The 26,999-nt window shown below is 69.6% G+C and carries 24 protein-coding genes; 7 read left to right on the forward strand and 17 right to left on the reverse strand.

The window, feature by feature from the left end; all coding sequences use genetic code 11:
• Positions 1-27: 27 nt before the first annotated feature.
• The 5 genes from WFJ36_RS06685 to WFJ36_RS06705 form a co-directional block, all read right to left on the reverse strand.
• Entirely contained in the window at positions 28-1,797 is a 1,770-nt protein-coding gene (locus WFJ36_RS06685) for a peptidoglycan D,D-transpeptidase FtsI family protein (protein ID WP_336642936.1), read from the reverse strand.
• Between the two features lie 25 nt (positions 1,798-1,822).
• Positions 1,823-2,395, reverse strand: coding sequence for a hypothetical protein (locus tag WFJ36_RS06690; protein ID WP_071329846.1), 573 nt, complete (start codon positions 2,393-2,395; stop codon positions 1,823-1,825).
• Complete coding sequence (gene rsmH / locus WFJ36_RS06695) at positions 2,392-3,330, reverse strand: 16S rRNA (cytosine(1402)-N(4))-methyltransferase RsmH (protein WP_336642937.1); 939 nt, start codon at positions 3,328-3,330, stop codon at positions 2,392-2,394. Before rsmH ends, WFJ36_RS06690 begins: the two co-directional genes overlap by 4 nt.
• Positions 3,331-3,433: 103 nt before the next feature.
• Positions 3,434-3,865, reverse strand: a complete 432-nt coding sequence (mraZ, locus tag WFJ36_RS06700) for a division/cell wall cluster transcriptional repressor MraZ (RefSeq protein WP_025105095.1) — start codon at positions 3,863-3,865, stop codon at positions 3,434-3,436.
• 261 nt (positions 3,866-4,126) lie between these two features.
• Positions 4,127-4,501 (reverse strand): DUF3040 domain-containing protein, encoded by a 375-nt coding sequence (locus WFJ36_RS06705; RefSeq protein ID WP_025105096.1) that lies wholly within the window; start codon positions 4,499-4,501, stop codon positions 4,127-4,129.
• An 84-nt stretch (positions 4,502-4,585) separates the two neighbouring features.
• Between WFJ36_RS06705 and WFJ36_RS06710 the strand changes: the two genes are divergently transcribed.
• Positions 4,586-5,689, forward strand: coding sequence for a polyprenyl synthetase family protein (locus WFJ36_RS06710; protein WP_071329848.1), 1,104 nt, complete (start codon positions 4,586-4,588; stop codon positions 5,687-5,689).
• A gap of 9 nt (positions 5,690-5,698) precedes the next feature.
• Here the strand turns inward: WFJ36_RS06710 and WFJ36_RS06715 are convergent, their stop codons facing one another.
• On the reverse strand, positions 5,699-6,055 hold the full coding sequence (locus WFJ36_RS06715; RefSeq protein ID WP_336642938.1) for an Rv2175c family DNA-binding protein: 357 nt from the start codon (positions 6,053-6,055) through the stop codon (positions 5,699-5,701).
• Between the two features lie 129 nt (positions 6,056-6,184).
• On the opposite strand from WFJ36_RS06715, the gene WFJ36_RS06720 reads away from it, so the two are divergent.
• Positions 6,185-7,309 carry a LysM peptidoglycan-binding domain-containing protein gene (locus WFJ36_RS06720; RefSeq protein ID WP_336642939.1) on the forward strand — a complete coding sequence of 375 codons (1,125 nt, stop codon included), beginning with the start codon at positions 6,185-6,187 and terminating at the stop codon, positions 7,307-7,309.
• A gap of 76 nt (positions 7,310-7,385) precedes the next feature.
• Positions 7,386-9,341 (forward strand): Stk1 family PASTA domain-containing Ser/Thr kinase, encoded by a 1,956-nt coding sequence (pknB, locus tag WFJ36_RS06725; RefSeq protein WP_071329850.1) that lies wholly within the window; start codon positions 7,386-7,388, stop codon positions 9,339-9,341.
• Between the two features lie 61 nt (positions 9,342-9,402).
• Here pknB and WFJ36_RS06730 read toward each other — a convergent pair whose 3' ends face one another.
• The gene (locus tag WFJ36_RS06730) at positions 9,403-10,743 is read right to left on the reverse strand and encodes a class II 3-deoxy-7-phosphoheptulonate synthase (protein WP_071329851.1); all 1,341 of its coding nucleotides are present in this window, start codon (positions 10,741-10,743) and stop codon (positions 9,403-9,405) included.
• Between the two features lie 47 nt (positions 10,744-10,790).
• Positions 10,791-11,480, reverse strand: coding sequence for a lysophospholipid acyltransferase family protein (locus tag WFJ36_RS06735; RefSeq protein ID WP_071329902.1), 690 nt, complete (start codon positions 11,478-11,480; stop codon positions 10,791-10,793).
• 150 nt (positions 11,481-11,630) lie between these two features.
• Between WFJ36_RS06735 and WFJ36_RS06740 the strand changes: the two genes are divergently transcribed.
• The gene (locus WFJ36_RS06740) at positions 11,631-13,463 is read left to right on the forward strand and encodes an AMP-dependent synthetase/ligase (RefSeq protein ID WP_336642940.1); all 1,833 of its coding nucleotides are present in this window, start codon (positions 11,631-11,633) and stop codon (positions 13,461-13,463) included.
• 90 nt (positions 13,464-13,553) lie between these two features.
• Here the strand turns inward: WFJ36_RS06740 and def are convergent, their stop codons facing one another.
• The 3 genes from def to WFJ36_RS06755 form a co-directional block, all read right to left on the reverse strand.
• On the reverse strand, positions 13,554-14,045 hold the full coding sequence (gene def, locus WFJ36_RS06745) for a peptide deformylase (protein ID WP_071329853.1): 492 nt from the start codon (positions 14,043-14,045) through the stop codon (positions 13,554-13,556).
• Positions 14,045-15,529: a MinD/ParA family ATP-binding protein gene (locus tag WFJ36_RS06750; RefSeq protein WP_071329854.1), complete on the reverse strand. Its 1,485-nt coding sequence runs from the start codon at positions 15,527-15,529 to the stop codon at positions 14,045-14,047. The genes def and WFJ36_RS06750 overlap by 1 nt, the downstream gene beginning before the upstream one ends.
• 64 nt (positions 15,530-15,593) lie before the next feature.
• On the reverse strand, positions 15,594-19,001 hold the full coding sequence (locus WFJ36_RS06755) for a pyruvate carboxylase (RefSeq protein ID WP_336642941.1): 3,408 nt from the start codon (positions 18,999-19,001) through the stop codon (positions 15,594-15,596).
• A 92-nt stretch (positions 19,002-19,093) separates the two neighbouring features.
• Here WFJ36_RS06755 and WFJ36_RS06760 point away from each other — a divergent pair, with 92 nt between their 5' ends.
• Entirely contained in the window at positions 19,094-19,906 is an 813-nt protein-coding gene (locus tag WFJ36_RS06760) for a ParA family protein (RefSeq protein WP_060921164.1), read from the forward strand.
• Between the two features lie 64 nt (positions 19,907-19,970).
• Here the strand turns inward: WFJ36_RS06760 and WFJ36_RS06765 are convergent, their stop codons facing one another.
• The 3 genes from WFJ36_RS06765 to WFJ36_RS06775 form a co-directional block, all read right to left on the reverse strand.
• Complete coding sequence (locus tag WFJ36_RS06765) at positions 19,971-20,516, reverse strand: MerR family transcriptional regulator (RefSeq protein ID WP_060921155.1); 546 nt, start codon at positions 20,514-20,516, stop codon at positions 19,971-19,973.
• Positions 20,517-20,615: 99 nt separating this feature from the next.
• Entirely contained in the window at positions 20,616-21,302 is a 687-nt protein-coding gene (gene ftsR / locus WFJ36_RS06770; RefSeq protein ID WP_071329856.1) for a transcriptional regulator FtsR, read from the reverse strand.
• Positions 21,302-21,784, reverse strand: coding sequence for an FHA domain-containing protein (locus tag WFJ36_RS06775; RefSeq protein ID WP_060921153.1), 483 nt, complete (start codon positions 21,782-21,784; stop codon positions 21,302-21,304). The genes ftsR and WFJ36_RS06775 overlap by 1 nt, the downstream gene beginning before the upstream one ends.
• A gap of 100 nt (positions 21,785-21,884) precedes the next feature.
• Between WFJ36_RS06775 and WFJ36_RS06780 the strand changes: the two genes are divergently transcribed.
• Positions 21,885-22,541: a copper resistance CopC family protein gene (locus WFJ36_RS06780; RefSeq protein WP_071329857.1), complete on the forward strand. Its 657-nt coding sequence runs from the start codon at positions 21,885-21,887 to the stop codon at positions 22,539-22,541.
• A 9-nt stretch (positions 22,542-22,550) separates the two neighbouring features.
• On the forward strand, positions 22,551-23,948 hold the full coding sequence (gene lpdA, locus WFJ36_RS06785) for a dihydrolipoyl dehydrogenase (RefSeq protein ID WP_071329858.1): 1,398 nt from the start codon (positions 22,551-22,553) through the stop codon (positions 23,946-23,948).
• A gap of 53 nt (positions 23,949-24,001) precedes the next feature.
• Here the strand turns inward: lpdA and WFJ36_RS06790 are convergent, their stop codons facing one another.
• The 3 genes from WFJ36_RS06790 to WFJ36_RS06800 are packed head-to-tail and all read right to left on the reverse strand — an operon-like array spanning position 24,002 to position 26,989.
• Positions 24,002-25,123 carry an FAD-dependent oxidoreductase gene (locus WFJ36_RS06790; protein WP_336642942.1) on the reverse strand — a complete coding sequence of 374 codons (1,122 nt, stop codon included), beginning with the start codon at positions 25,121-25,123 and terminating at the stop codon, positions 24,002-24,004.
• The gene (locus WFJ36_RS06795) at positions 25,110-25,835 is read right to left on the reverse strand and encodes a methyltransferase domain-containing protein (RefSeq protein WP_336642943.1); all 726 of its coding nucleotides are present in this window, start codon (positions 25,833-25,835) and stop codon (positions 25,110-25,112) included. Before WFJ36_RS06795 ends, WFJ36_RS06790 begins: the two co-directional genes overlap by 14 nt.
• On the reverse strand, positions 25,832-26,989 hold the full coding sequence (locus WFJ36_RS06800) for a type III polyketide synthase (RefSeq protein ID WP_292790693.1): 1,158 nt from the start codon (positions 26,987-26,989) through the stop codon (positions 25,832-25,834). The genes WFJ36_RS06795 and WFJ36_RS06800 overlap by 4 nt, the downstream gene beginning before the upstream one ends.
• Between the last annotated feature and the right edge of the window lie 10 nt (positions 26,990-26,999).

A 26,999-nucleotide genomic window follows, 5' to 3' on the forward strand; every position in this document is an offset into this window, starting at 1 on the left:
GTCATCTCCATGCGCGGCTCTCGCCGGCTATCCGAACTTGGGGAGGAGCGCGTCCATCGGGACAGAGGACGGCATCACGCGATAGGTCTTCATCACCTGCGTCATCGCCTTCTGGAAGGCGGAAGCGGTGGCCGCGGACGATACAACCTTAGTCGGCTCGTCGAGGGTCACCACGACGACGTACTGGGGGTCGTCGACGGGAGCGAAGCCCACCATGCTGGTGTAGTAGACGCCCGCCTTGTAACCGCCCTTGCCGTCCGACACCTGCGCGGTACCGGTCTTGCTGGTCACCCGGTAGCCGGGCACCTGGATGCGATCGGCGTTGCCGCCCTGCACCGCGACGTTCTCCAGCATCCGGGTCAGGTCGGCCGCGGTCTGCTCCTTCACGATCTGCTCGTGCTTCGGCTTCGGGGTCTCCGTCACGGTCCCGTCGGGGGCGGTGCAGGACTCGACCATCGACAGGTCGATCTTCTCCCCGCCGTTGGCGATGGCCTGGTACGCGCCGGCGAGCTGGGGGGCCGTCACCGTGAAGTACTGGCCGAACGTCGTCGTGTAGAGCGACTGGCTGTCCCAGTCGCTCACCGGGTGGAGGATGCCGCCCACCTCGGAGGGGAAGTCCAGCGTCTTCTGCCCGACTCCGAAGCGCTGCAGGTAGTCATAGCGGACCTCGGGGGCGACCATCGTGCCGAACTTCGACAGCGCGGTGTTGGACGAGTCGATCAGTCCGCCGGCCAGCGTGTAGTTGTAGGCGGGGTGGCTGAATGCGTCGTTGACCACGGCGCCGTTGGGGAAGGTCTCGCGCGACGACGCCGTGACCGTGCTGAGCGGAGTGAGACCGGCACCCTCCATCGCCGCGGCCGCGGTGATCGCCTTGAACGTCGAGCCGGGCTCGAAGTCGCGGTGGAAGATCTGGCTGTACCGGGTCTCCGGCGTCGAGGAGTCCAGGTCGTTCGGATCCATCGCCGGCCATTCGGCGGCGGCGCGGATCTTGCCGGTGCCCACCTCGACCACCGTCACGGTCCCGCCCTTCGCGCCCTGCTTCTGCGCCTCTTCGCCGACCATCTGCTGGAGGTACCACTGCAGGTCGCTGTTGATGGTGAGCTGCACCGTGCCGCCGTCGACGGCGTCGGTGACGGACTCGCTGCCCGGGATCACGACCCCGTACTTGCCCTTGCGGTAGGTCTTCTCGCCGTCCACGGGCGCCAGGCACGCCTGCTCGAGCTGCTCGACACCGGCTTTGGCCTCGCCCGTGTTGTCGAGGAAGCCCAGCACGTTGCCTGCGACGGCGCCGTTGGGGTAGACCCGGGTCTCGCGCGGCTTCAGCGCGAGATACGATCCGAGGCCCAGGTCGCGCAGCGCGATGTACTGCTCGGTGTTGAGCCCGGTCTTCAGTGGCGCGTACTGGCTGTTCGGGTTCTCGGCGAGGGCGTCGGAGACACGCTTGCGGATCTCATCCCCCGGCACCCCCGTGATCGCGGCGATCTTCTCGGAGGCCTCGGCCCACGGCAGAGCCGGATCCTTCTCCTCGGTGAGCCTGATGACCTGTGGGCTGAGCTGCGCGTCGTAGACCATGACACTCGATGCGAGGACCGTGCCCTCGGAGTCGACGATGGATCCCCGCTGGCCGGGGATCGTCGAGCCGTCGCCGATGTGCTCGAGGGATTGGCTGACGTGCTCGTCGGCGCTCACCACCTGGATGTCGATGAGGCGGACGACGAACGCCACCAGGATGGAAAGGATGACCGCCAGGGCGACGACAGTGCGTCGCCGCGGTCCGCGCGTGGCTCGTGTCGTCATGGGATCTCTCCGTCGGTCGGAATGGTCAGTGCGTCGTGGGGCTGGGCAGGCCGTCGGTGATGGCCGGGGGCAGGTCCTGCGCCGGCGATGTGCCGCCGGCCGCTTCATCCGCCGTGTCCGTCGCCGGCGGCGTCTCCTCCGTGACGAGGACGTTGCCGACGGCCGCCTTCCCGTTGGGATCGATCGTGGACACCCCCTCCGCCCCGGTACCCGCCCCGAAGACGGCACCGTCGCTGAGGCGGAGATAGGACGGGGCGCCCGCGACGACCATGCCGAGGTCTGCGGCGCTGCTGGCGAGCACCTGCGGGGAGCTCAGTCCCGTGAGCTCTTCCTGCAGCGCATCGGTCCGGAGGTCGAGTTCACGCTGCTGGGACGTGAGCCCGGCGAGCGTGAACGAATCCTGGGTGATGGCCAGCGAGAGCCCGACCTGCCCCGCGCCGATGGCCAGGGCGCCCCCCAGCGCGACGAGCGCGTAGGCGAGTTTGGGCTTGCGGCGTCGTGCCGGGGCCGTCACCGGCTGCAGGCGCCGCTCGGGCGCCGTCTCCGGAACGGCCGGCTGCAGCGGCAGGGTCGGCTTGCGGACTGCGTTCATGCTCATGCGCTCTCCCGCACCTTCTCGGCGGCGCGCAGGCGCACCGGTATCGCACGCGGATTGCGTGCGCGCTCATCGTCATCGGCGAGTTCCGCACCCTTGGTCAGGATGCGGAATCGGGGGGCGTGCTCGGGCAGTTCGACAGGCAACCCGGCGGGCGCCGTCGAGGAGGAGGCGGCGGCGAAGGCCTGCTTGACCAACCGGTCCTCGAGGGACTGGTACGACATCACCACGATGCGCCCTCCGACCGCGAGGGCGTCCATCGCGGCGGGGATCGCGTCAGCGAGGACGTTCAGCTCGGCGTTGACCTCGATCCGGAGGGCCTGGAACACGCGCTTCGCCGGGTGCCCTGACCGCTGCGCGGCCGCGGGGGTCGCGGCCACGAGGATATCGACGAGCTCACCCGATCGCGTGATCGGCTGCTTCTGACGAGCGTCGATGATGAAGCGCGCATACCGGCCGGCGAGCTTCTCCTCCCCGTACCGCTCGAAGATGCGCCGCAGGTTCCCCTCGCTGTAGGTGGCGATGACCTCGGCGGCGGTGATGCCCTTCGTCTGATCCATCCGCATGTCGAGCGGCGCATCCTTGGAGTACGCGAAGCCGCGTTCGGCCTCGTCCAGCTGCAGCGACGAGACACCCAGGTCGAACAGGATCCCGGCGGCGCCCTGAGCGTGCAGCCCGATCTCGTCGTAGACCGTGTGGACGAGCGTGACCCGGTCCCGGAACCGGGCGAGCCGCTCCCCCGCGATCTTCAACGCGTCGGTGTCCCGGTCCAGCCCGATGAGGCGGATGCCGGGGAATCGCTCGAGCAGCGCCTCCGAGTGGCCGCCCATGCCGAGGGTGGCATCGACGAGCACGGCGCCGTCCTCCTGGAGGGCGGGCGCGAGGAGCTCGACGCAGCGGTCGAGCAGGACAGGAGTGTGGATGTCGCGGAGGTTCATGATCTCTCTCGGGTCCGACCTTCGGCTCTGATCCCCCTCCGCATCTCGACCCGGCACCGGGGAAGTGTGTCGGGGCGGGAGCGGCGGGGCATCACAGCCGTGGTCAGAACAGTCCGGGAATCACCTCCTGCTCCAGCTCGGCGTAGGACTCCTCGCCGGCGGCGAGGTAGGCGTTCCAGCTCTCCGCGTCCCAGATCTCGGCGTGGGCGCCGACTCCGGTCACGATGAGCTCCTTCTGAAGACCCGCGTACTGACGCAGGTGGGCGGGGATGGTGATGCGGTTCTGGCTGTCGGGCATCTCCGCGCTGGCGCCGGAGAGGAACATGCGCATGAAGTCACGCGCCTGCTTGTTGGCGAGCGGTGCCTGACGGATCCGCTCGTGCATCGCCTCGAACTCGGCCGTGCTGAAGACGTAGAGGCAGCGCTCCTGGCCCCGGGTGACGACGATGCCGCCGCCCAGGTCCTCGCGGAACTTCGCGGGAAGGATGACCCGTCCCTTGTCGTCCAGCTTCGGTGAGTGCGTCCCCAGCAGCATCGGCCATCACCCCCTCTCCGTCCGGCCAACTCGAGGTGCGCCCCACTTTACTCCACTTTCCTCCACATTCCTACGGTGAATCCAGGCTATCGTCACCCACCGCCGGGCGGACATTCGCTCATGCCCTGGAATTCCGCGGTTGAGAAGGGTGGAGGGAGGGTGGAGGACAGTGGAGGGCTGGTGGAGGGCCGACGGCGCAGTACGCACGAAAAAGCCCGGATGCTCAGCATCCGGGCTTCGTGGTGGAGAGAAAGGGAGGGGTCAGTGACCGTCCTGGCGCCGATCCCATCGGTCGTTCATGCGATCCATGAAGGAGGAGGAGTCCTGCCGCTTCGGGGCGGTGCGCGTGCGGGTCTCGGCCGGACCGCTGCGCCGGACCGGGGTGACAGCCAGCATCACTCCGCCGAGCATGGCCGCGAATCCGATCACGCCGACGACGATGCCCCAGACGTCCCCGAGGATGACTCCGACGACGAGTCCGCCGATGCCGGCGAGCAGGAGAAGGGCCCCGTAGACGAGGTTGCGATAGCTGAGCGTGCGATCACCCGACGGCGCGCTCACCACGTCGGCGTCATTGTGCAGGAGATGGCGTTCCATCTCGTCGAGCAGACGTTGCTCCTGTTCGGAGAGTGGCATCTCATCCCCCTCGGGTATCGTGCCCTCCAGTCTACGCGCGAGCGGCGTCCGGGGCTAGCAGTTCAGGCGTCTCATCCTTTACGTATGCTGGGAGTCGTGCCGTCCCCCTCCCCCTCCGTCCCCGACGCCGTGGCCGCGCGACTGGACCTCTTCCTCGACCGCATGCGAACGGAGTCGGCGGAGTACGGCGACGATGCCGCCGCCTTCCTCGACGCGGCGTCCGACACCCTCTCCGGAGGCAAGAGGCTGCGCGCCCGTTTCTGCCACGCAGGATGGCGCGCCGTCTCCCGCTTCCGCGACCGTCTCGCCGCCGAGGACGACGCCCTGTGGGACCTCTGCGCGGCGCTGGAGATCTTCCAGTCCGCCGCACTCGTGCACGACGACCTGATCGACAACTCCGATACCCGTCGAGGCCGCCCCGCCGCTCACCGAGCTCTCGAGGCGTCCCACCGCTCCGCCGGTTGGTGGGGAGACGCCGCCGCCTTCGGCCGCGCCGGCTCCGTGCTGCTCGGCGATCTCCTCGTCGCGTGGAGCGATGACCTCCTGGAGTCTGCGCTCGATGGGCACGGGGAGGCATGGACCGTGCGCGCCGAGTACGCGCGCATGCGGCGCGACGTCACGATCGGACAGTTCCTCGACATCGCCGAGGAGTCGGCGTGGAGCGTCAGCGACGACCGCGAGCATGCAGAACGGGCGCTCCGTGTGGCCTCCCTGAAGTCGGCGCGGTACAGCATCGAGCAGCCCCTCATCCTGGGTGCGAGCCTCGCCGGCGCGGACGCGGAGCAGACCTCGGCGCTGCGGCGCTTCGGGCACCCGCTCGGCCTCGCGTTCCAGTTGCGTGACGACGTGCTCGGCGTCTTCGGCGATGCCGCCGTCACCGGCAAGCCCGCGGGCGATGACCTGCGCGAGGGCAAGCGCACCGTGCTCATCGCCCTCACCAGGGAGAAGCTGGACACCCCTGCGCGACGGCTGCTCGACGAGATGCTCGGCGATCCCGATCTGACCGCAGCGCAGGTGTCGTTCCTGCAGGAGACGATCGCCGGAACCGGGGCCCTCGAACGGGTCGAGACGATGATCGCGGAGTACGCCAGAGAGGCCGATCGCGCGCTTTCCGGAGCCCGGCTCGACGACGCCGCTGTCGGAGAGCTCCGCGACCTCGGCAGAGCAGCGACCGTGCGCTCCTCCTGAACGAATCTCTCAGGCGAGCGTGCGCGCGAGCCGACGGACCTCGCTCTTGTGTCCGGCGAGCAGGGAGGCGATCGGGGAACGCCCGAGGGTCTCCTCCTCGGCGAGCAGCCAGTCGATCAGCTCGTCGTCCGAGAAGCCGGCATCCTGCAGGACGATGATCGTCCCGCGAAGCGAGCTCAGCGGCTGCCCGTCCACGATGAACACCGACGGCACCGCGAAGACGCCGCTGCGCCGCGAACCGACGAGGTAGTGCTCGTCGATCAGACGACGCACGCGCCCGAGCGGCTCGCCGAGAACCTCGACGAGGTCGGGCATGGTCAGCCATTCGAGGGCGGAATCAGGGGTTGCAGCGACGTTCTCAGACACGTTGCCACTATCTCACCTCGCCAGCCGGAGCGCATGTTCAGCACTTCCGTCACATTCGTCACACCCGTCACTTCTGTTGACATCTCTATACATCCGTGTCAGCGTGAAGTGCTCGAAAAGGGGGCTGACGTGATCTTCCAGACAGCCGTGGCCGGCGCTCTCGCCGCCACTCTGACGGCGACGCCCGCCGCCGCGCCTGCACCGCCGGTCGCGCCGCACGAACGGCATCGCATCGCTCCGGCGCGCGTCACACCGACGCAGAACATCCCGCCCTCGCATGTCGTGCAACCGGGCGACACGGTCGCCGGCATCGCCGGTCGCTACGGGCTCCGAACGACCGACGTCCTCGGCTGGAACGGCCTCACCTGGAGATCGGTCATCTATCCGGGGCAGAGCCTGCAGCTGCGCGCCGCCGCCGGGGCTCCCGCGCCGTCACCCACCCCGACTCCCGCAGCGACGAAGAGCCACACGGTCGTGGCGGGCGATACCGTCTTCGGCATCGCCCGGAAATACGCCACCTCGGTCAGCGCGATCCTCGCCGCCAACGGCCTTTCCGCCGGCGCCATCATCTATCCCGGGCAGAAGCTCGTCGTGTCCGGAACTGCTGCGCCCGCAGCCGCGCCCGCGGCGGCACCGGCACCGCGCGCGCAGCCGAGTGGCGCGACACACACCGTGGCCGCGGGTGAGACGCTGTTCTCGATCGCTCAGCGGTACGGGACCACCACGCAGTCCCTCTTCGCCTGGAACGGCCTCGGCGCGTCGTCGATCATCTACCCGGGTCAGCGCCTCGCCGTGCAGGCACCTGCTCCGAAGCCCGCCACCGCACCCACCGGACAGCGCAGCGCCACCCTGACAGCGGAGCAGGCGGCCAACGCCGCGCTCATCATCCGCGTGGGCCGCGAGCTCGGAGTCTCCGACCGCGGGATCGCCATCGCCCTTGCCACCGGGATGGTGGAGTCGGATCTCCGCAACCTGGACTGGGGGGATCGCGACTCGCTCGGGATCTTCCAACAGCGCCCGAGCACCGGCTGGGGCACCCCGACGCAGATCATGGACGCAGAGCGGAGCACCCGCGTCTTCTACGGTGGCGCCGGCGACCCGAACGGGCATCTGACCCGCGGGCTGCTCGACATTCCGGGCTGGGAGTCGATGGCGTTCACCGATGCGGCACAGGCCGTGCAGATCTCCGCCTACCCGGACCGCTACGGGCAGTGGGAGGACCAGGCATACGCATGGCTCGCCCAGCACGGGTGACGCCTGCGGAAATCCGGATGCCTCGAGGGGTGAGGCGTTCCCGGGGCTTTCAGCCAATCGTCCATAGACTTCTGTCGTGACGACCAATCATCAAGCCGATCCCCTCATCGGGCGGCTTGTCGACGGTCGGTACCGGGTGCGCGCGCGGATCGCCCGCGGCGGAATGGCCACGGTCTATGTCGCCACCGACCTCCGACTCGAGCGTCGCATCGCCCTGAAGGTCATGCACGCCCACCTCAGCGACGACTCCGCGTTCCAGAGCCGGTTCATCCAGGAGGCACGCGCCGCGGCGCGGCTCGCCGACCCGCACGTGGTCAACGTTTTCGATCAGGGCCAGGACGGCGAGCTCGCCTACCTCGTCATGGAGTATCTGCCCGGCATCACCCTGCGGGAGCTGCTCCGCGAGCAGAAGCGCCTCACCGTCGCTCAGACGATCACCATCATGGACGCCGTTCTCGCCGGGCTGTCCGCCGCGCATCGGGCGGGCATCGTCCATCGCGACGTGAAGCCGGAGAACGTCCTGCTCGCGGAGGACGGCCGCATCAAGATCGGCGACTTCGGACTCGCCAGGGCGACGACCGCGAACACCGCGACCGGGCAGCAGCTCCTCGGGACGATCGCGTACCTCGCGCCCGAGCTCGTCACCCGCGGCACCGCCGACGCCCGCAGCGACATCTACGCGCTCGGCATCATGCTCTACGAGATGCTCGTCGGCGAGCAGCCCTACAAGGGCGAGCAGCCGATGCAGATCGCGTTCCAGCACGCCACGGAGTCGGTTCCCCGGCCCAGCGTCCGCAATCCCGCGGTGCCGGAGCAGCTCGACGAGCTCGTGCTGTGGGCGACCGAGAAGTCTCCGGACGAGCGTCCGGACGATGCCCAGCAGATGCTCGAGCGCCTGCGCGAGATCGAGCGTGAGATCGGGGTCGCTCCCGCCGTGACCCGCACCACCGGCGCTTCCCACGGCCAGGCAGATTCCGGAGACCTCACCAAGGTCATGCCGGGCACCATGGTCCTCCCCGAGCCGGCGACGGCCACCTCCCCGGGGATCGACAACGCCACGATCCTCCGCCGGCGAGCCGCCAAGCGCCGCGCCCGCGGTACCTTCCTCCTCTCCCTCGTTCTGCTGCTCGCCGTCCTCGCCGGCGGCGTCGGATGGTGGTTCGGCTCCGGTCCCGGATCGCTGATCGCGGTGCCTGATGTAGCGGGCCAGACCTACGACGAAGCCGCCGCGGACCTCGCCGAAGCCGGCTTCGAACCCGCCCAGCGCGACGAGTTCTCCGTGGATGTCGAGAAGGGGATCGTCATCGAGACGGACCCCGGCACGGGCACCAGGATCGACAAGGGCACCACGGTCGCCGTCGTCGTCTCCGCCGGCCCGGCCTCGCACGACCTCGCCCCCGTCGCCGGGGAGCCGGCCGACGATGTGCGGGCCGCATTGCAGGCGGCGAATCTGGAGATCACCGACGACGAGGAGTACTTCACCGACACCGCGGACGGGTCGGTCGTCAATGTCCGCATCACCCCCCGAGCCGGCGGAGATGCCTTCGCCTGCGACCAGGGCTGCACGGTCCACGAGAAGGACACGGCGACCATCCAGGTGTCGCGCGGCCCGGTGCCGGATGTCACGGACATGACGGTCAAGCAGGCCACCGAGACGCTCACCGGCAAGGGACTGAAGGTGGCGGAGGAGAACATCTACCGCCCGAGCGACTCCATCGGCAAGGACCGCGTCATCGGCTACGCGGACCGCGCCGAGAGAGGATCATGGCGCCCGGGCGAGACGATCCAGCTGATCGTCTCGCAGGGGCCGCCGCTGTTCGACGTTCCCGATGTCTCCGGGATGACGCGCGATGAGGCCACCGCCGCGTTGCGCGACGCCGGTTTCACCTGGAGCTACACGAGCAGCACCGGTCTGCCCGACTCCGTGTGGGATCTCCTCGCGAACGAGAACACGCGCGTGGAGTCGTACAGCCCGTCCGACCCGCAGCGGAAGGGCACGAGCATCACGCTCACCATGAGCTTCGCCGGCTGACGCCGACACGACGAAGGGGCCGGAACATCGTTCCGGCCCCTTCGTGCATCCCGCACGTGGATCAGCGCTTCTCGAGCTCCTCGGCAACGAGGAAGGCCAGCTCCAGGGACTGCATGTGGTTCAGGCGCGGGTCGCACAGGCTCTCGTAGCGCGTCGCGAGGGCCGCCTCGTCGATCTGCTCCGACCCACCCAGGCACTCGGTGACGTCGTCGCCGGTCAGCTCGACGTGGATGCCGCCGGGGAAGGTACCCACGGCGCGGTGCGCCTCGAAGAAGCCGCGGACCTCGTCGACGACGTCATCGAAACGGCGCGTCTTGTATCCGGTGGGCGTCGTGATGCCGTTGCCGTGCATGGGGTCGGTGACCCACAGCGGCTGCGCACCGGATTCCCGGACGGCCTCCAGCAGCGGGGGCAGCGCGTCGCGGATCCGGCCGGCACCCATGCGCGTGATGAACGTCAGGCGGCCGGGCTCGCGCTCAGGGTCGAGCTTGTCGATGAGCGCCAGCGCCGTCTCCGGCGTCGTGGTGGGGCCCAGCTTCACGCCGATCGGGTTCCGGATCTTCGAGAAGTAGTCGACGTGCGCACCGTCGAGCTCGCGCGTGCGCTCCCCGATCCACAGGAAGTGGGCCGAGGTGTTGTACGGCGTGTCCGTCCGGGAGTCGATGCGGGTCATCGGGCGCTCGTAGTCCATGAGCAGGCCCTCGTGGCCGGTGAAGAACTCGACCCGCTTCAGCTCGTCGAAGTCCGCGCCGGCGGCCTCCATGAACTTGATCGCACGATCGATCTCGGCGGCCATGCGCTCGTAGCGCTGGTTGGCGGGGTTCTGGGCGAAGCCCTTGTTCCAGGAGTGCACCTCCCGGAGGTCGGCGAATCCACCCTGCGTGAAAGCCCGGATGAGGTTCAGCGTCGAGGCCGCGGTGTGGTAGCCCTGCAGCAGACGACCGGGGTCGGCCTGACGCGAGCCTTCGGTGAAGTCGTAGCCGTTGACGATGTCGCCGCGGTACGCCGGAAGCGTGACGTCGCCGCGCGTCTCCGTGTCGCTCGAGCGCGGCTTGGCGAACTGCCCGGCCATGCGCCCCATCTTGACGACCGGCATGGAGGCACCGTACGTGAGCACCACGGCCATCTGCAGCACCGTCTTGATGCGGTTCCGGATCTGCTCAGCCGTCGCGCCGGCGAACGTCTCGGCGCAGTCGCCGCCCTGCAGCAGGAAGGCCTGCCCCGAGGCTGCCCGGGCGAGACGGTCGCGGAGGTTGTCGACCTCACCGGCGAAGACCAGCGGCGGAAGGCTCGAGATCTGCCGGGAGACGTCGGCGACGCGGTCGGCGTCTGGCCACTGCGGCTGCTGCTTGATGGGAAGCGAGCGCCAGGCATCAAGGGCTTCGATGTGGTGCGGGAGCATGCGTCCAGCCTAGTGGGCGGCGACACCGCCGAGACGCGCCCCGGAGCCTATGTGACGCGCGCCGGGAGGCGGTCCTTGACCGTCGACGCGTAGACGTCCTCGTACTCCTGCTGACCGAGGCGCTGGAGCGCCACCATGATCTCGTCCGTGACGGAACGGAGGATGTAGCGGTCGTTCTCCATGCCGGCGTAGCGGGAGAAGTCGAGCGGCTCGCCGATGACGATTCCGACCCGCATGACGCGCGGGATCCGGCGGCCGATGGGCATGGCCGTGTCGGTGTCGACCATGATGACCGGGATGACGGGGACCTTCGCTTCGAGCGCCATCCGGGCGATGCCGGTGCGGCCTCGGTAGAGCTTGCCATCGGGGCTGCGGGTGCCCTCCGGATAGATGCCGAGCAGGTCGCCCCCGCCGAGGACCTGGAGGCCGGTGTTCAGGGAGGCCTCGGAGGCCTTGCCACCGGAGCGATCGATGGGGATCTGGCCCGTCGCCTTCATGAAGAAGCGGGTGGACCACCCCTTCAGGCCCCGTCCGGTGAAGTAGTCGCTCTTCGCGAGGAACGACATCGGCCGATCGATCACGAGAGGCAGGAAGATCGAGTCCGCGAAGGAGAGATGGTTGCTGGCGAGGATCGCCGCCCCGGTCGCGGGCACGTTCTTCCGCCCCACGATCCAGGGGCGGAACACGGCCTTGACCACGGGGCCGATCACGACGTACTTCATCAGCCAGTAGAACATCGAGGTGAAGTCTAGCGCCGTGTCGCACATCGCCCCACGTTTCTCGTCTCTCGACGCCCGAAGCGACTGAGTTTCACCCTGACCGCGACCCGGTGCCATGCCCTAGACTCGGACCAACGCCCGTGCCCGACCGGTACCGAAGGAGCTGCCGTGGTCCAGTTTGAAGTCCCCGCGATCGTCCCCGCCGATCCCGACGCGAACGTCGCCGACCTGCTTGCGAAGCGCGTCGAGGCGACTCCCGACCGGGCGTTGTTCTCTGTCCCGCAGGGCGACGGATGGCGCGACATCTCCGCCGCCGATTTCGAGACCGCCGTGATCGCGCTCGCGAAGGGCTTCGCCGCCGCCGGCATCCAGCCCGGCGAGAAGGTGGGCTTCCTCGCCCGCACCACGTACGAGTGGAGCCTCGTCGACTTCGCTCTGTTCTACGCCGGCGCCGTGATGGTGCCGATCTACGAGACGAGCTCCCCGTCGCAGATCCAGTGGATCCTCGAGGACTCGGGCGCGATCGCGCTCCTCGTCGAGTCGCCGGAGCACTTCGCCCGCGTCGACGAGGTGCGCGGCGACCTGCCGCTGCTCCGGGAGGTCTGGCAGCTGCATCTGGGCGCCATCGACACGCTCACCGCGCAGGGGGCCTCGGTCTCCGACGACGAGATCCAGCGGCGCCGGAACCTCGCCGTCGGCTCGGACATCGCGACCCTCATCTACACCTCGGGCTCCACGGGACGACCCAAGGGCTGCGTGCTCACGCACAGCAACTTCGTCGAGCTCTCCCGCAACTCCGCGAAGGCCCTCGACGAAGTCGTGCAGACCCCCGGCTCCTCCACCCTGCTCTTCATCACCACGGCGCACGTCTTCGCCCGGTTCATCTCGATCCTCAACGTGCACGCGGGCGTCCGCACCGGGCACCAGCCGGACACCCGTCAGCTGCTGCCCGCGCTCGGGTCGTTCAAGCCGACCTTCCTCCTGGCCGTCCCCCGCGTGTTCGAGAAGGTGTACAACTCCGCCGAGCAGAAGGCCGAGGCGGGCGGCAAGGGCAAGATCTTCCGGGCGGCCGCCGACGTGGCGATCGAGCACTCCCGGCTCCTCGAGGAGGGGAAGAAGATCCCGTTCGGGATGAAGCTCAAGTTCGCGCTGTTCAACAAGCTCGTGTACTCCAAGCTGCGCGAGGCGATGGGCGGGAACGTCGTCTACGCCGTCTCCGGATCCGCGCCCCTCGGCGCCCGCCTCGGCCACTTCTTCCACAGCCTCGGCGTGGTGATCCTCGAGGGCTACGGTCTGACCGAGACGACGGCGCCCGCGACGGTGAACCTCGCCTCGAAGTCGAAGATCGGCACGGTCGGGCCCGCCCTTCCCGGCGTCGGGGTGCGTCTCGCCGACGACGGCGAGATCGAGGTGCGTGGCATCAACGTGTTCAAGGAGTACTGGAACAACCCCGAGGCCACCGCCGAGGCGTTCAGCGAGGGCGGCTGGTTCCACACCGGCGACATCGGCAGCTTCGACGCCGACGGATTCCTCACGATCACCGGGCGCAAGAAGGAGATCATCGTCACGGCGGGCGGCAAGAACGTCGCTCCGGCCGCCCTCGAGGACCCGATCCGCGCGAACCCGATCGTCGGGCAGGTCGTCGTCGTCGGCGACCAGCGTCCGTTCATCTCGGCCCTCGTCACCCTCGACCCGGAGATGCTGCCGACCTGGCTCGCGAACAACGGTCTCGACGAGAAGATGACGCTGGCAGAGGCCTCGACCAACGCGCAGGTCCGCGCCGAGGTGCAGCGCGCCGTGGACGCCGCGAACGAGCGGGTGTCGCGCGCGGAGTCCATCCGCAAGTTCACGATCCTGGACTCGGAGTGGACGGAGGCCTCCGGCCACCTCACCCCGAAGCTGTCGATCAAGCGGAACATCATCATGAACGACTTCGCCGACGAGATCTCCGCGATCTACGACGAGCCCGTCGCCACCACCAACGTCGCGATCGGCGGCTGACACCCTCGTCGACCCACCCCCTTCTGACCGAACCGGCCCCTTGCGCGCGAGCGCAAGGGGCCGGTTCGTACGTACGGGGGTGGGTCGGGGCTAGAACCAGGAGCTCTCGCGCACCTCGCGCATCGCGATCTTCCGGGTCTCGGGGTCGAGCCGGGAGAGGAAGAGCGTGCCGTCGAGGTGGTCGGTCTCATGCTGGAGGGCCTGCGCGAGCAAGCCGTCCCCCTCGAGCACCACCGGCCGCCCGTCGAGGTCGATCCCCTCGACGCGGGCCCAGGGGTGGCGCTGCGCATCGTGCCAGAGTCCCGGCACCGAGAGGCACCCCTCCCCCGTCGGCTCGGGCTCGCCGCGCACCTCCGTGAGCACGGGGTTGAGGACGTATCCGATCTCGCCGTCGACGTTGTAGCTGAAGGCGCGGAGCGCGACGCCGATCTGCGGGGCCGCCACGCCGGCACGACCGGGGAGCTCGACCGTCTCCAGGAGATCGGCGACCAGGGCGCGCACGCCGTCGTCGATCTCCTCGATGGGCGCGCAGACGGTCCGCAGGACGGGATCGCCGAAGATGCGGATCTCTCGGACCGTCATCAGGCGGCCTTCGCCCGGAGACCCTCGACGAGGAGCGCCGCGAGTTCCCGCGCCGCCTTCCGCGTCTCAGGGAGGAGGTTCGCGAAGACGATCGTCCCGCCCGCGGCGATCTGCGGGTCGTACGGCACACGCACGACACTGCGGGCCCGCGACGCGAAGTGCGCCTGGAGCTCCCCGAGACGCACGAGCGGCGTGCCGGGCGTGGACTGGTTGAGCACCACGATCGCATCCCGCGCCTGCTGCGCGTGCCCGTTGGTCTCCAGCCACGTGAGCGTCTCGGAGGCCAGTCGCGCCTCGTCGACGCTGAGACCGGAGACGATGACGATCTGGTCGGCGAGGTCGAGGGTGGCCGACATCACCGAATGGACGATTCCGGTGCCGGTGTCGGTGAGGACGAGCGAGTAGTAATGAGCGGCCACATCGGCGACGTCGCGATAGTCGTCGTCGCTGAAGGCCTCGGCGACGCGGGGATCGGCGTCCGACGCGAGCACATCGAGGCGCGTCGCATCCCGAGCGACGATGGCGGAGACATCGTGGTAGCCCCGCACGTCGTCCCGGATGCGGACGAGGTCGCGCACGGACTTGCCGTGCGCGGCGCGCTGCACCCGGTCGGCGAGAGTTCCCCGATCGGGGTTCGCGTCCACCGCGATGACCCGGTCCTCCCTCGCGTCCGCAAGGGCCATACCGAGGAGCGCGGTGACCGTGGTCTTGCCCACACCGCCCTTACGCGAGAGCACCGGCACGAAACGGGCCCCGCCGGCGAGCGGCGCGGCGATCCGCGCGGTGAGCTCCTTGCGCTCACGCGCACGTCGTCCATCACCGAGGTTCAGTCGGCGTCCGGACAACGTGTAGAGCAGATGGCTCCACCCGCCCTCGGGTTCCGGCTTTGCCACACGATGCGGGTCGAGGAGGCGATCGGTGGTGAGGAGGTCCGCGGATTCGCGGGCGGACTCCCCCAACTCGTCGAGGCGCTTCGCGGTGAGCGTCACATCGGTGCGCGGCGCCGGACGCGCGGGCGCGGAGGCGACGGGCTTGTCGTCGGATGCGGGCATCGTGGTCTCCTTCTGCACGGGTGGCTGCGGAGCGCGCACCGGCTTCGCCGCCGGGATCTCCGTACGGTCGGCACCGGCCTTGGCGAGGAAGAGAGCCGCAGCCTCCTCCTCGGCGACCCGATCCGGTGCGGCATCCGCCGTCGGCGCGGGCTCCTCCACCACGACCGCATCGATCACGTCATCGAGGCGCGGCGGATCCAGGACAGGCTTGGGCGCTGCGGGGAGCGTGAGGTCATCGACGACGAGATCGATGCCGACCTCTCCCACCACCACACCGTCGTCGGCGAGATCGTCGTCCTCCTCCGCCGGCAGGGTCACCCGCACCTGCGCGGTCCCGCCGAGGATGCCGATGCCGGCGGTGTCGACGGACGCAGCGTCGTCGAGCACCCCCAGCGGACTGTCCTCGGGATCGGCGTTGTTCTTCGCGGTCACGTGTCACTCCAACCTGTGCGGGCCTCGGGATGCGCCCAGGGTGCGCGGCCTCGCCCGGACAAGATTAGTGCGCCGGTCGGATCACGACCAAAAGATCACCCGCGTCCACCTGCTGGGTCTCGGCGATGGCGTGCCGCTCGACGACCCCGTCCACGGGGGCCGTGATGGCAGCCTCCATCTTCATCGCCTCGATCGACGCGACCGGCTCACCGGCCCGCACCGTCGCCCCCACCTCGGCCTTGAGGGTGACCACTCCGGAGAACGGCGCCGCCACCTGGCCGGGGACGGACGTGTCCGCCTTCTCCACCTCGTGTGCATCCACGGCGATGGAGCGATCCCGCACGAACACGGGCCGGAGTTGACCGTTCAGGGTCGTCATCACGGTCCGCATGCCCTTGTCGTCCGCCTCGCCGATGGCTTCGAGCCCCACGTACAGCTGCACCCCACGATCGATCTCGATGAGGTGCTCCTGGCCGGGGACCAGCCCGTAGAGATAGTCGCTGGTGTCGAGCACGGAGAGATCGCCGTACTGCTCGCGCCGCTCCGCGAACTCAGCCGTGGGCGCGGGGAACAGCAGCGTGTTCAGGCGGGAGCGCCGCTGCGCGCTCGTCCCGGCCAGCTCCGCCTCGTCCTGGTCCGTCAGCGCCGTGAGGCCGGTTCGCACGGAACGGCCGGCGAGCACCTTGGAGCGGAAGGGCTCGGGCCAGCCACCGGGGAGGTCGCCGAGCTCGCCCGCCATGAACCCGACCACGGAGTCCGGCACGTCGTACTTCCCGGGGTTCGCCTCGAAGTCCGCGGGATCGGCGTTCACCGCGGCGAGGTGCAGAGCGAGGTCGCCCACGACCTTCGACGACGGGGTGACCTTCGGCACGCGTCCGAGGATGCGGTCCGCGGCGGCGTACATGTCCTCGATGAGTTCGAAGTCGTCGGCGAGGCCGAGAGCCTTGGCCTGCTGCCGGAGGTTCGACAGCTGACCGCCGGGGATCTCGTGGTGGTACACGCGTCCGGTGGGCCCCGGAAGCCCCGACTCGAACGGTGCGTACTGGCGACGCACCGCCTCCCAGTAGGGCTCAAGGTCCGAGACGGCGGCGAGCGAGATCCCGCTGTCCCGCTCCGTGTGGGCGAGGGCGGCGACGAGAGACGACAGGGACGGCTGACTGGTCGTGCCGGACAGCGGGGCCGACGCAGCGTCCACCGCATCGACGCCGGCGGCGCTGGCCGCGAGCAGGGTGGCGAGCTGTCCGCCCGGAGTGTCGTGGGTGTGCAGATGCACGGGCAGGTCGAAGCGCTCCCGGAGCGCCGTGACGAGCTTCGCGGCCGCGGCGGGGCGGAGCAGGCCCGCCATGTCCTTGATCGCGAGGATGTGCGCGCCGGCGGCGACGATCTGATCCGCGAGCCCGAGGTAGTAGTCGAGCGTGTAGAGCTGCTCCGCCGGATCCAGCAGATCGCCGGTGTAGCAGAGCGCGACCTCCGCGACCGCGGTCCCCGTGGCGCGGACCGCCTCGATCGCCGGGCGCATCTGTTCCACGTCGTTGAGCGCGTCGAAGATGCGGAAGATGTCGACGCCGCTCGCCGCCGCCTCCGCGACGAAAGCCTCGGTCACCGCCGTCGGGTACGGCGTGTAGCCGACCGTGTTCCGACCGCGGAGGAGCATCTGGATGGCGACGTTCGGGAGGGCCGCCCGCAGCTTGTCCAGTCGCTCCCACGGGTCCTCTCCCAGGAAGCGGAGCGCGACGTCGTACGTGGCGCCTCCCCAGGCCTCGACAGAGAGCAGCTCCGGTGTGAGCCGGGCGAGGTACGGAGCGGCGGCGACGAGGTCCTTCGTGCGGACCCGGGTCGCGAGCAGCGACTGGTGCGCGTCGCGGAAGGTCGTGTCGGTGATCGCGAGGGCGCTCTGCGCACGCAGGCCGCGAGCGAACTCCTCGGGACCGACCTCGAGCAGCCGCTGCCGGGATCCGGGCGCCGGTTCGGCCGCCAGGTCGATGGGCGGCAGCTTGGTCGCGGGGTCGATGACGCCGGGGTGAGCGCCGTGCGGCTTGTTCACCGTGACGTCGACGAGCCAGTTGAGGATCTTCGTCCCGCGGTCCTTCGAGGCGCGTCCGCGGAGCAGCTCCGGCCGCTCGTCGATGAAGGACGTGCTGACGTCGCCCCGGATGAACGCCTCGTCGTCGAGCAGAGCCTGGAGGAAGGGGATGTTCGTGGAGACCCCGCGGATGCGGAACTCGGCGAGGGCACGGCGCGCACGGGCGACGGCGGCGGGGAAATCGCGGCCGCGGCAGGTCAGCTTCGCCAGCATCGAGTCGAAGTGCGGGCTGATCTGGGCACCCTGGTGAACGGTGCCGCCATCGAGACGGATCCCCGCGCCGCCGGGCGAGCGGTAGGTGGTGATCTTCCCGGTGTCGGGTCGGAAGCCCTGCGTCGGGTCCTCCGTGGTGATGCGGCATTGCAGTGCGGCGCCGCGCAGGTGCAGGTTCTCCTGCTGCAGTCCGAGCTCGGCGAGGGTCTGCCCCGCGGCGATGCGCATCTGGCTCTGCACGAGGTCGACGTCGGTCACCTCCTCGGTGACCGTGTGCTCGACCTGGATGCGCGGGTTCATCTCGATGAACACGACCTCGCCGGCGCGCTCCCCCGCCGTCTCCAGCAGGAACTCGACGGTCCCCGCGTTCTCATAGCCGATGGAGCGGGCGAAAGCCACGGCGTAGCCGTGCAGGGCCTGGCGCACGTCGTCATCGAGGTTGGGGGCGGGAGCGATCTCGACGACCTTCTGATGCCGCCGCTGGACGGAGCAGTCCCGCTCGAACAGGTGCACCGTCTCACCGGTCTTGTCCGCGAGGATCTGCACCTCGATGTGCCGCGGCCGCACGACGGCCTGCTCGAGGAACATCCGGGGGTCGCCGAAGGCGCTGCCGGCTTCCCGCATGGCCTCGGCGAGGGCCGGTCCGAGATCGCCGAGCGTCTCGACGCGCCGCATGCCGCGGCCTCCTCCTCCGGCGACCGCCTTGGCGAAGAGGGGGAACCCGATCTCCTCCGCCTGGGCTACGAGCGCATCGACGTCGTCCGAAGCCTCGGTGGACCGGAGCACGGGGACGCCTGCTTCGACGGCGTGACGCTTCGCCTCGACCTTGTTGCCGGCCATCTCGAGGACCGTCGCCGGCGGCCCGATGAAGACGATGCCGTTCGCCGCGGCCTTCTCCGCCAGTTCCGGATTCTCCGAGAGGAAGCCGTATCCGGGGTAGATGGCGTCGGCGCCGGCCTCGGTGGCCACGCGGATGATCTCGTCGACATCGAGGTAGGCGCGGACCGGATGGCCGCGCTCGCCGATCTCGTACGCCTCGTCGGCCTTGAGCCTGTGGACCGAGCCGCGGTCCTCGTGCGGGAAGACGGCGACGGTGCGCGCCCCCACCTCGACCGCTGCCCGGAATGCCCGGATCGCGATCTCGCCACGATTCGCCACAAGGATCTTCTGGAACATGCACACCTCTGAGAGCTCGATGCACGGCCGAGGCACGCACATGGGGCGGGGCTGAGTGTTCCCCCAGCCTAGGGGAAGGTAACGTGGTCTCCGTGCACGTACTCAGCGTCAGCTCTCTCAAGGGGGGCGTCGGCAAGACGACCGTGACACTCGGGCTGGCCTCCGCGGCTTTCGCCCGGGGTGTCCGGACGCTCGTCGTCGACCTCGACCCGCAGTCCGACGTCTCCACCGGGATGGACATCCAGGTCGCGGGACGACTCAACATCGCCGATGTGCTGGCGAACCCGAAGGAGAAGACCGTCCGTCAGGCGATCACCTCCAGCGGCTGGGCCAAGGTCCACCCCGGCACGATCGACGTGCTGATCGGCAGTCCGTCCGCCATCAACTTCGACGGCCCGCACCCGAGCGTCCGCGATGTGTGGAAGCTCGAGGAGGCGCTCGCTGCGGTCGAGGCGGACTACGACCTCGTGCTCATCGACTGCGCGCCCTCGCTGAACGCCCTCACCCGTACTGCGTGGGCGGCGAGCGACCGCGTCATGGTCGTCACTGAGCCCGGACTCTTCTCCGTGGCGGCAGCGGACCGTGCCCTGCGTGCGATCGAGGAGATCCGCCGCGGCCTCTCCCCGCGCCTCCAGCCGCTGGGCATCGTCGTCAACCGCGTGCGCCCGCAGTCGATCGAGCATCAGTTCCGCATCAAGGAGCTGCGGGACATGTTCGGCCCCCTCGTCCTCTCGCCGCAGCTGCCGGAGCGCACCTCCCTCCAGCAGGCGCAGGGCGCCGCGAAGCCGCTGCACATCTGGCCCGGCGACTCGGCGCAGGAACTCGCCGCAGACTTCGACCAACTCCTCGACCGCATCATCCGCACGGGTCGGATCCCCGTCCCGGAGACCGGGCCGCAGAGCTGAGACCCCGGAACGACGAAACGGCCATCCTCTTCGAGGGTGGCCGTTCTTCGTGGAGCGGGGGCCGTCAGGCGGAGCGCTTGGCGCGACGGGCGGAGAGCTCGTCGACGGGGTCGGGAGCGGAGGCGTCGAAGGCGACGAGCGTCGACTCCACCTCACGCAGGACCTTGCCGACCGCGATACCGAAGACACCCTGACCGCGGCTGACCAGGTCGATCACCTCGTCGTTCGACGTGCAGAGGTAGACCGACGCCCCGTCGCTCATGAGGGTCGTCCCTGCGAGGTCGCGGATACCGGCGCGGCGGAGCTCGTCCACCGCGGTGCGGATCTGCTGCAGGGAGATCCCGGTGTCGAGCAGGCTCTTCACGAGCTTCAGGACGAGGATGTCGCGGAAGCCGTAGAGGCGCTGGGAACCGGAGCCGTTCGCACCGCGCACCGTGGGCTCGACGAGCTCGGTGCGTGCCCAGTAGTCGAGCTGACGGTAGGTGATACCGGCCGCGCGGGCCGCCACGGCACCGCGATAGCCGACCTCATCGTCCATCGCGGGCAGACCGTCGGTGAAGAGGAGTTCGGTCACGAACCGCGGGTCGCCTGCGAGCTCATCCGCATTCATCTGAAATCCTCCCTGGAACGGTTATCTCCACGGTAGAGCAGGGTCCCGGCACCGGCAACGACATCCGTGCGACGCCGAAGGTGTGTCGCAATCAGTTCGTTACGAAAGGATCCGCGTGAGTGCGTCCTTCACGAACAAGGTCCGGACGTCGTCGATCCGTGTGGCCAGTTCCGGCGCGAGTTCATTGGCGCGCGCTCGCGAGGCGGCATCGGTCCGGCGCAGCAACGTGGAGAGCGCCGACTCGATGAGCGACACCTCACGCTCCGCTCCCTGTCGCAGGGAGCGGAGATGACGCGGCTCGATGCCGTGCCGGTCGAGGGCGACAAGCCCACGGAGCAGCGCGACGGTGGAGTCCGAGTAGGTCTCCTGCGCGGTGATGACCCCGGTGCTGATGGCGTCGTTGAGCAGCTGGGGACCCGCGCCGGCTGCAGCCAGCAACTCCTCACGGCGATAACGGCGCGGGGCCGGGGCGATCGAGGGCGGCGGCGTGAGGGCCGCCGTCTCCCCCGAGGCCTCCGCCTCGTCGAGCTGCTCACGGATGACGCTGAGCGGAAGGTAGTGATCCCGCTGCAGCGTCAGTCCCAGACGGAGCCGCTCGATATCGGCGGAGGAGAACTTCCGGTAGCCGGACTCGGTGCGGGAGGGCCGGACGATGCCCTGCACCTCGAGAAACCGCAGCTTGCTGGAGGTCAGGTCGGGGAACTCCGGAGTGAGGCGTGCGAGCACCTGACCGATACTCAGCAGGCCCGCGGACGCCGAGCGTTCGCGGGCGGGCGTTGCCGCCATCAGGCGTTCGCCGCGCGGTCGAGCGGGGACGCGAAGAAGTTCAGACGGAACTTGCCGACGCGCAGCTCGGAACCGTCCGCCAGGGGGCTGCGGTCCACGCGCTCCCCGTTCACATAAGTGCCGTTGAGGGAGCGCTGATCGATGATCTCGAACGTCGTCCCGGTCCGGGTGATCTCCGCGTGACGGCGGGACACCGTGACGTCGTCGAAGAAGATGTCGGCTTCCGGGTGGCGGCCGACGGTGGTCACGTCGGTGTCGAGGAGATACCGCGCACCGGCGAGCGCTCCGGAACGGACGAGCAGCAGAGCCGAGCCCGAGGGCAGCGCCGCGATGGCCGACTGCTCGACATCGGTCAACTCCACGCCGAACGGGACGAACGACAGATCGGAATCGTGTCCGAACGTCTGCGTCACATCGTGTCTCGGCTCGCCGGAGCGATGGATGGCGGCTTCACCGGCCGGTCGGCTGTCGCTGTCTGTCACTGTGCCCTCCTGGCTGTCCAGACTATCCGATACGAAGGGGTGCGCGGGAGGCCGCTTTCGCACTCAGCGGTCCCATACCGGGGATTCATAGGCTGGACTCGTGAAGACCACAGCTCTGCGCCGCCCGGCGGCCCCGATCGCCCTCGTAGCCACCCTCCTCGCCGCGTTCCTCGTCCTCTTCTCCCCGCCGCTGTCGGCTTCGGCCCACGACGCTCTCGTGTCGTCGTCGCCTGCGGCGGACAGCAGTGTGGAGACCCTGCCCGCGGAGCTGACCCTCACCTTCAGCGCCAAGCTCATCGAGGGGGAGGGTGCGACGGAGCTCACCGTCACCGATCCGGCCGGCGAGTCCGTGATCGACGGCGCCCCCACGGTCGACGGGGCGATCGTGACCCAGCCCCTGACCGGCTCGGGCCCCGCCGGGGAGTACCGCGTCGTCTGGAAGGTCGTCTCGAGCGACGGCCACCCGACGTCCGGAGAGTTCTCCTTCACCGTCACCGTCGGCGACGAGGGCGCCGCGACGGGCGAGCCCACCACCGCTCCCCCGACCGCGGCGCCGACGACGGAGCAGACCGCTACCCCCGAGGCGACCGCGACGACGGCACCGGACGCGGGAGACGACGCCGGAGCCGCTTCCCCATGGATCTGGGTGCTGGTGATCCTGGGCGTGCTCGCCGCGCTGAGCGCGGTCGTCTGGCTCATCGTGCGCCGCCCTCGGGGACCGGCCCCCACCGATTCCGACGCCCCCTCTGAGCGATAGGCTTAAGACATGCCACATTACGACGTCGTCATCCTTGGTGCAGGTCCTGGCGGATACGTCGCTGCGGTTCGCAGCGCACAGCTCGGCCTGTCCACCGCGATCATCGAGGAGAAGTACTGGGGTGGTGTCTGCCTCAACGTCGGCTGCATCCCCTCCAAGGCGCTCCTGAAGAACGCGGAGATCGCGCACACCCTGAACCACAAGGCCGACTTCTTCGGGATCTCCGGAGAGTTCACGATCGACTACGGCAAGGCGTTCGACCGCAGCCGCGTCGTCGCGGACGGCCGGGTCAAGGGCATCCACTTCCTCATGAAGAAGAACAAGGTGACCGAGTACGACGGCCGCGGCACCTTCACCGGCCCGAAGGCCATCTCGGTCGCGAAGGCGGACGGCTCCACCGAGGAGGTCACGTTCGACAACGCGATCATCGCGACGGGATCGAAGGTCCGCCTGCTTCCCGGTGTGCAGCTCAGCGACAACGTCGTGACCTACGAGGAGCAGATCCTCTCCCGTGAGTTGCCGAAGTCCATCGTGATCGTCGGCGCCGGCGCCATCGGCATGGAGTTCGCCTACGTGATGACGAACTACGGCGTGAAGGTCACGATCATCGAGTTCCTCGACCGCGCCCTCCCCAACGAGGACGCCGACGTGTCGAAGGAGATCACGAAGCAGTACAAGAACTACGGCGTCGACATCCTCACCTCCACCAAGGTCGAGTCGGTCGTCGATAACGGTTCCTCCGTCACCGTCTCCTACACCGGCAAGGACGGCCAGCAGGCGTCGATCGAGGCCGACAAGGTGCTCATGTCGGTCGGGTTCGCCCCGAACGTCGAGGGCTTCGGACTCGACAAGACCGGTGTGAAGCTGACGGAGCGCGGCGCGATCGACATCGACGACCACATGCGCACCAACGTCGAGGGCATCTACGCCATCGGCGACGTCACCGCCAAGCTGCAGCTCGCCCACGTGGCCGAGGCCCAGGGCGTCGTGGCGGCCGAGACCATCGGCGGTGCTGAGACCCAGACGCTGGGCGACTACCGCATGATGCCGCGCGCCACGTTCTGCTCCCCGCAGGTCGCATCGTTCGGGCTCACCGAGCAGCAGGCCAAGGACGAGGGGCGTGAGATCAAGGTCGCGACCTTCCCGTTCATGGCCAACGGCAAGGCGCATGGCCTCGGCGAGCCGGTCGGCTTCGTCAAGCTCATCGCCGATGCCGAGCACCTGGAGCTCATCGGCGCGCACATGATCGGTCCCGACGTGTCGGAGCTGCTGCCCGAGCTCACGCTCGCGCAGAAGTGGGACCTCACGGCTCTCGAGCTGGCCCGCAACGTGCACACGCACCCGACGCTGTCGGAGGCGCTGCAGGAGGGCTTCCACGGCCTGGCCGGCCACATGATCAACTTCTGATCCGACGCCTCGAGAAGGCCCGGTCCGCGCATCGCGGACCGGGCCTTCTCGCGTCACAGGCCGCGCATCGTGATGAGGCCGGTCGTCCACCCGCGCAGTGGCGTAGAGCCGAGCACGCCGACCAGCCCCTCCCGGACGGCGACGACCGGCGCGATCGCCGGAGCCCCCATCGCCATGAAGAACGCGGAACGGCGATGCGCCATCCGCGTGGTCCTCCGGACCTCTCGGGCGAAGCCGTCCAGGACGGGGACGGCGCCCCGGTCGGTCCGGCGCAACGCGTCCCTCAGCCGGAGCGCATCCGCCCAGCCGAGGTTCATGCCCTGACCGCCGATGGGGCTCACCTCGCGCGCGGCGTCCCCGAGCAGGACGATCCGTCCGCGGTGCAGCCGTCGCGCGGCGTGCTGGGCCGCGCGGAACGACGACATGGGCGCGGCGGGGTCCACGTCGAGGGCGTGCCCCGTCCGCTGCGCGACGAGACCTGCCAGCTCAGCGGCCGAGGTCACCGTCCTGCCACGGTCTTCGCGCACCACCCAGCGGTGCCGCCCACCCGGCAAGGGGAAGGACTCGACGAGGCCGTCCGGCTCGAAGTACAGCACGGCACGATCGTCGGTCTGCGGGGCGTCGACGTCGAGCATCGCGTAGTCGGCGCTCCCCGACCGCGGGTCCCAGCCGGCACCGAACGCCGCCCGCAGAGGACTCCGCACGCCGTCGGCGACGACCACGATCGACGCCGTCTCCTCCCGACGTCCATGCTCGCCGTCGATCCCGACCCGCACGAACGGTCCCTCGTCGCGGACCGAGCGGACGACGGAGCCGGACTGCAGCGCATCGGGTCGCAGCGCCCGGAGGCGGCCCCGCAGCAATTCCTCGGAGCGCGGCTGCGCGAGCGTGAGGATCGGACGTTCGGACGGGAAGGTCAGGGCGGCGAGCCGCCGCCCGCGACTGCGGACCTCCCCGCCGGACAGGCGGAGCGCCTCGGAGCGCACCGCGGTGCCCACCCCGGCCGCATCGAGGGCATCGAGCCCCGGACGGTGGATCCCGATCGCGCGCGTCTGCGTGCCCGGGTCCGTGCGACGCTCGCACACGCGCACCCGACGGCCGTCCTGCGCCACGAGGCAGGCGAGGAGCAGCCCGACCGGACCGCCTCCCACCACGAGGACGTCATGGTCGACCATCTGCGCCCTCCCAGCGCAGCTCGAGCCGTGCGGGCAGGTGCGACCGCACCTCCCAGGCCGACGGGGCCACCGCCGCGAGCTCCTGCGGAGTGTACGAGCGGCGGATGCTCAGGAGACCGTCGACCCGGATGAAGGACCCGGCGAGGAGGTTCCGCGCGAACGGCCAGGTCCCGGCCGTGAACGCCCCATAGGCCAGACGGCTGCGGGCGATGTCGTGGTGGGAGACGAGTCCGCGATCGCCCACCAGCGCACGGGAGTCGGCGAGCACCGCGTGCAGCGCTGCGGCGTCGAGGTGATGGAGGACGTGGTTGGAGAGGACGATGTCATAGGTCTCGCCCGCCGCCACGAGGTCGCTGGAGAGTGCGTGACGATAGTGGATCCCCGCGCCGTCGTCGTGTGCCGAGGCCCAGCGGATCGCGCGCTCGTCGGCGTCCAGAGCGGTGATGTCGGCCCGGAGGCCGTCGCGCCGCAGTCGGCGGACGAGGTCGCGACACAGGTCTCCCCCGCCGGCACCGATGTCGAGGATGCGCAGCGGATGCCCGGACGCCGCCCGGGGACGGATGTCGCGGCGGTACAGCCGCCCGGGGCGCGAGACGACCGCGTTGACGGCGCTGAAGCGTCGGTACGTGCGACCGAGCGCCTCCTCATCCGCGTCGGGGTCGTCCATGAGCTCGACGAGCTCGGCGGCGCGCGCCGACAGATCCACGCTCACGGTGCGGGTGCGACGACGGTCAGCAACGCGCTCTCGGCGGTGAGGCCAGGCCCGAAGGCCATCGCCGCCACGCGGTCGCCGGGCTCCGCACCCTCCTGTTCGAGGATGCGTTTCAGCACGAACAGCACCGTCGCACTCGACATGTTCCCGTACTCCCGGAGCGTCTCGCGCGCGGGCCGCAGCTGCGCATCGCTCAGCGCCATCCGCTCCTGCACGCGGTCGAGGATGCTCCGTCCGCCGGGATGGATCGCCCAGTGGCGCACCCGGTCCCCCACCTGCCCAGCGGCGAAGGCCTCCGCCAGCCCCTCCTCCCGCCCGTAGAGCGGCGCGAGTGCCCCGATGATCGACTCGCCGATGATCTGCGGGACGGCGGTCGACAGGATCATCTCGAAACCGGAGTCGCCGATCGTCCAGGCCATGTCGTCGACACCCTCCGGCACGATCGCGGTGTGGAAGCCGTCGAGCCGGAGGGCGGGGACGGCCGTGGGCAGGTCCCGTGCCGTCACGATCCCCGCGGCCGCCCCGTCGGCGAACAGGGAGGAGGCCACGATGGTGTCCGGATCCTCGGAGGAGCGCAGGTGCAGCGTGCACAGCTCGACGCTGACGACGAGGACGACGGCGTTCTCCTCGGCCGCGCAGAACTGTGCGGCCGCGCGCAGAGCCGGCATCGAGGCATAGCACCCCATGAAGCCGAGGTGGTAGCGCTGCACGGCGTCGGACAGGCCGAGCCCGCGCACGATCTCGTATTCGGGTCCCGGGGCGTGGAAGCCCGTACAGGAGACCGTGATGACGTGCGTCACGTCCGCCGCGTCCAGGTCGGGGTCCGCCTCGAGGGCGCGGCGCGCGGCCTCGACGAAAAGACGGGAAGCCTCACGCGTATAGACGTCGTTGCGCGCCTTCGTGCCCGGCGCCAGCAGCCTTCCCGAACCGCGGTCGTAGAACAGCGGCTCGTCCGGAGCGGCGTCTTCGGCGAGCTCCGCGATCACGGTGTGCCGCGTGTCGATGCCGGAGACGTTGAACGACGTCGCCACGATGCGCTGCGCCAGCCGTCCCAGGTCGGGCTGCGCGGCGAAGACGTCGCGCACCTGCTCCTGCACGATGACGGTCTCGGGGACGATCGTCTGCAGCGATCGGAGCACGGGCGGTCGACTCATGTCGTCACTC

Origin of the sequence: Microbacterium sp. MMO-113 (genome assembly GCF_037148555.1) — a bacterium.
GTDB lineage: Bacteria > Actinomycetota > Actinomycetes > Actinomycetales > Microbacteriaceae > Microbacterium.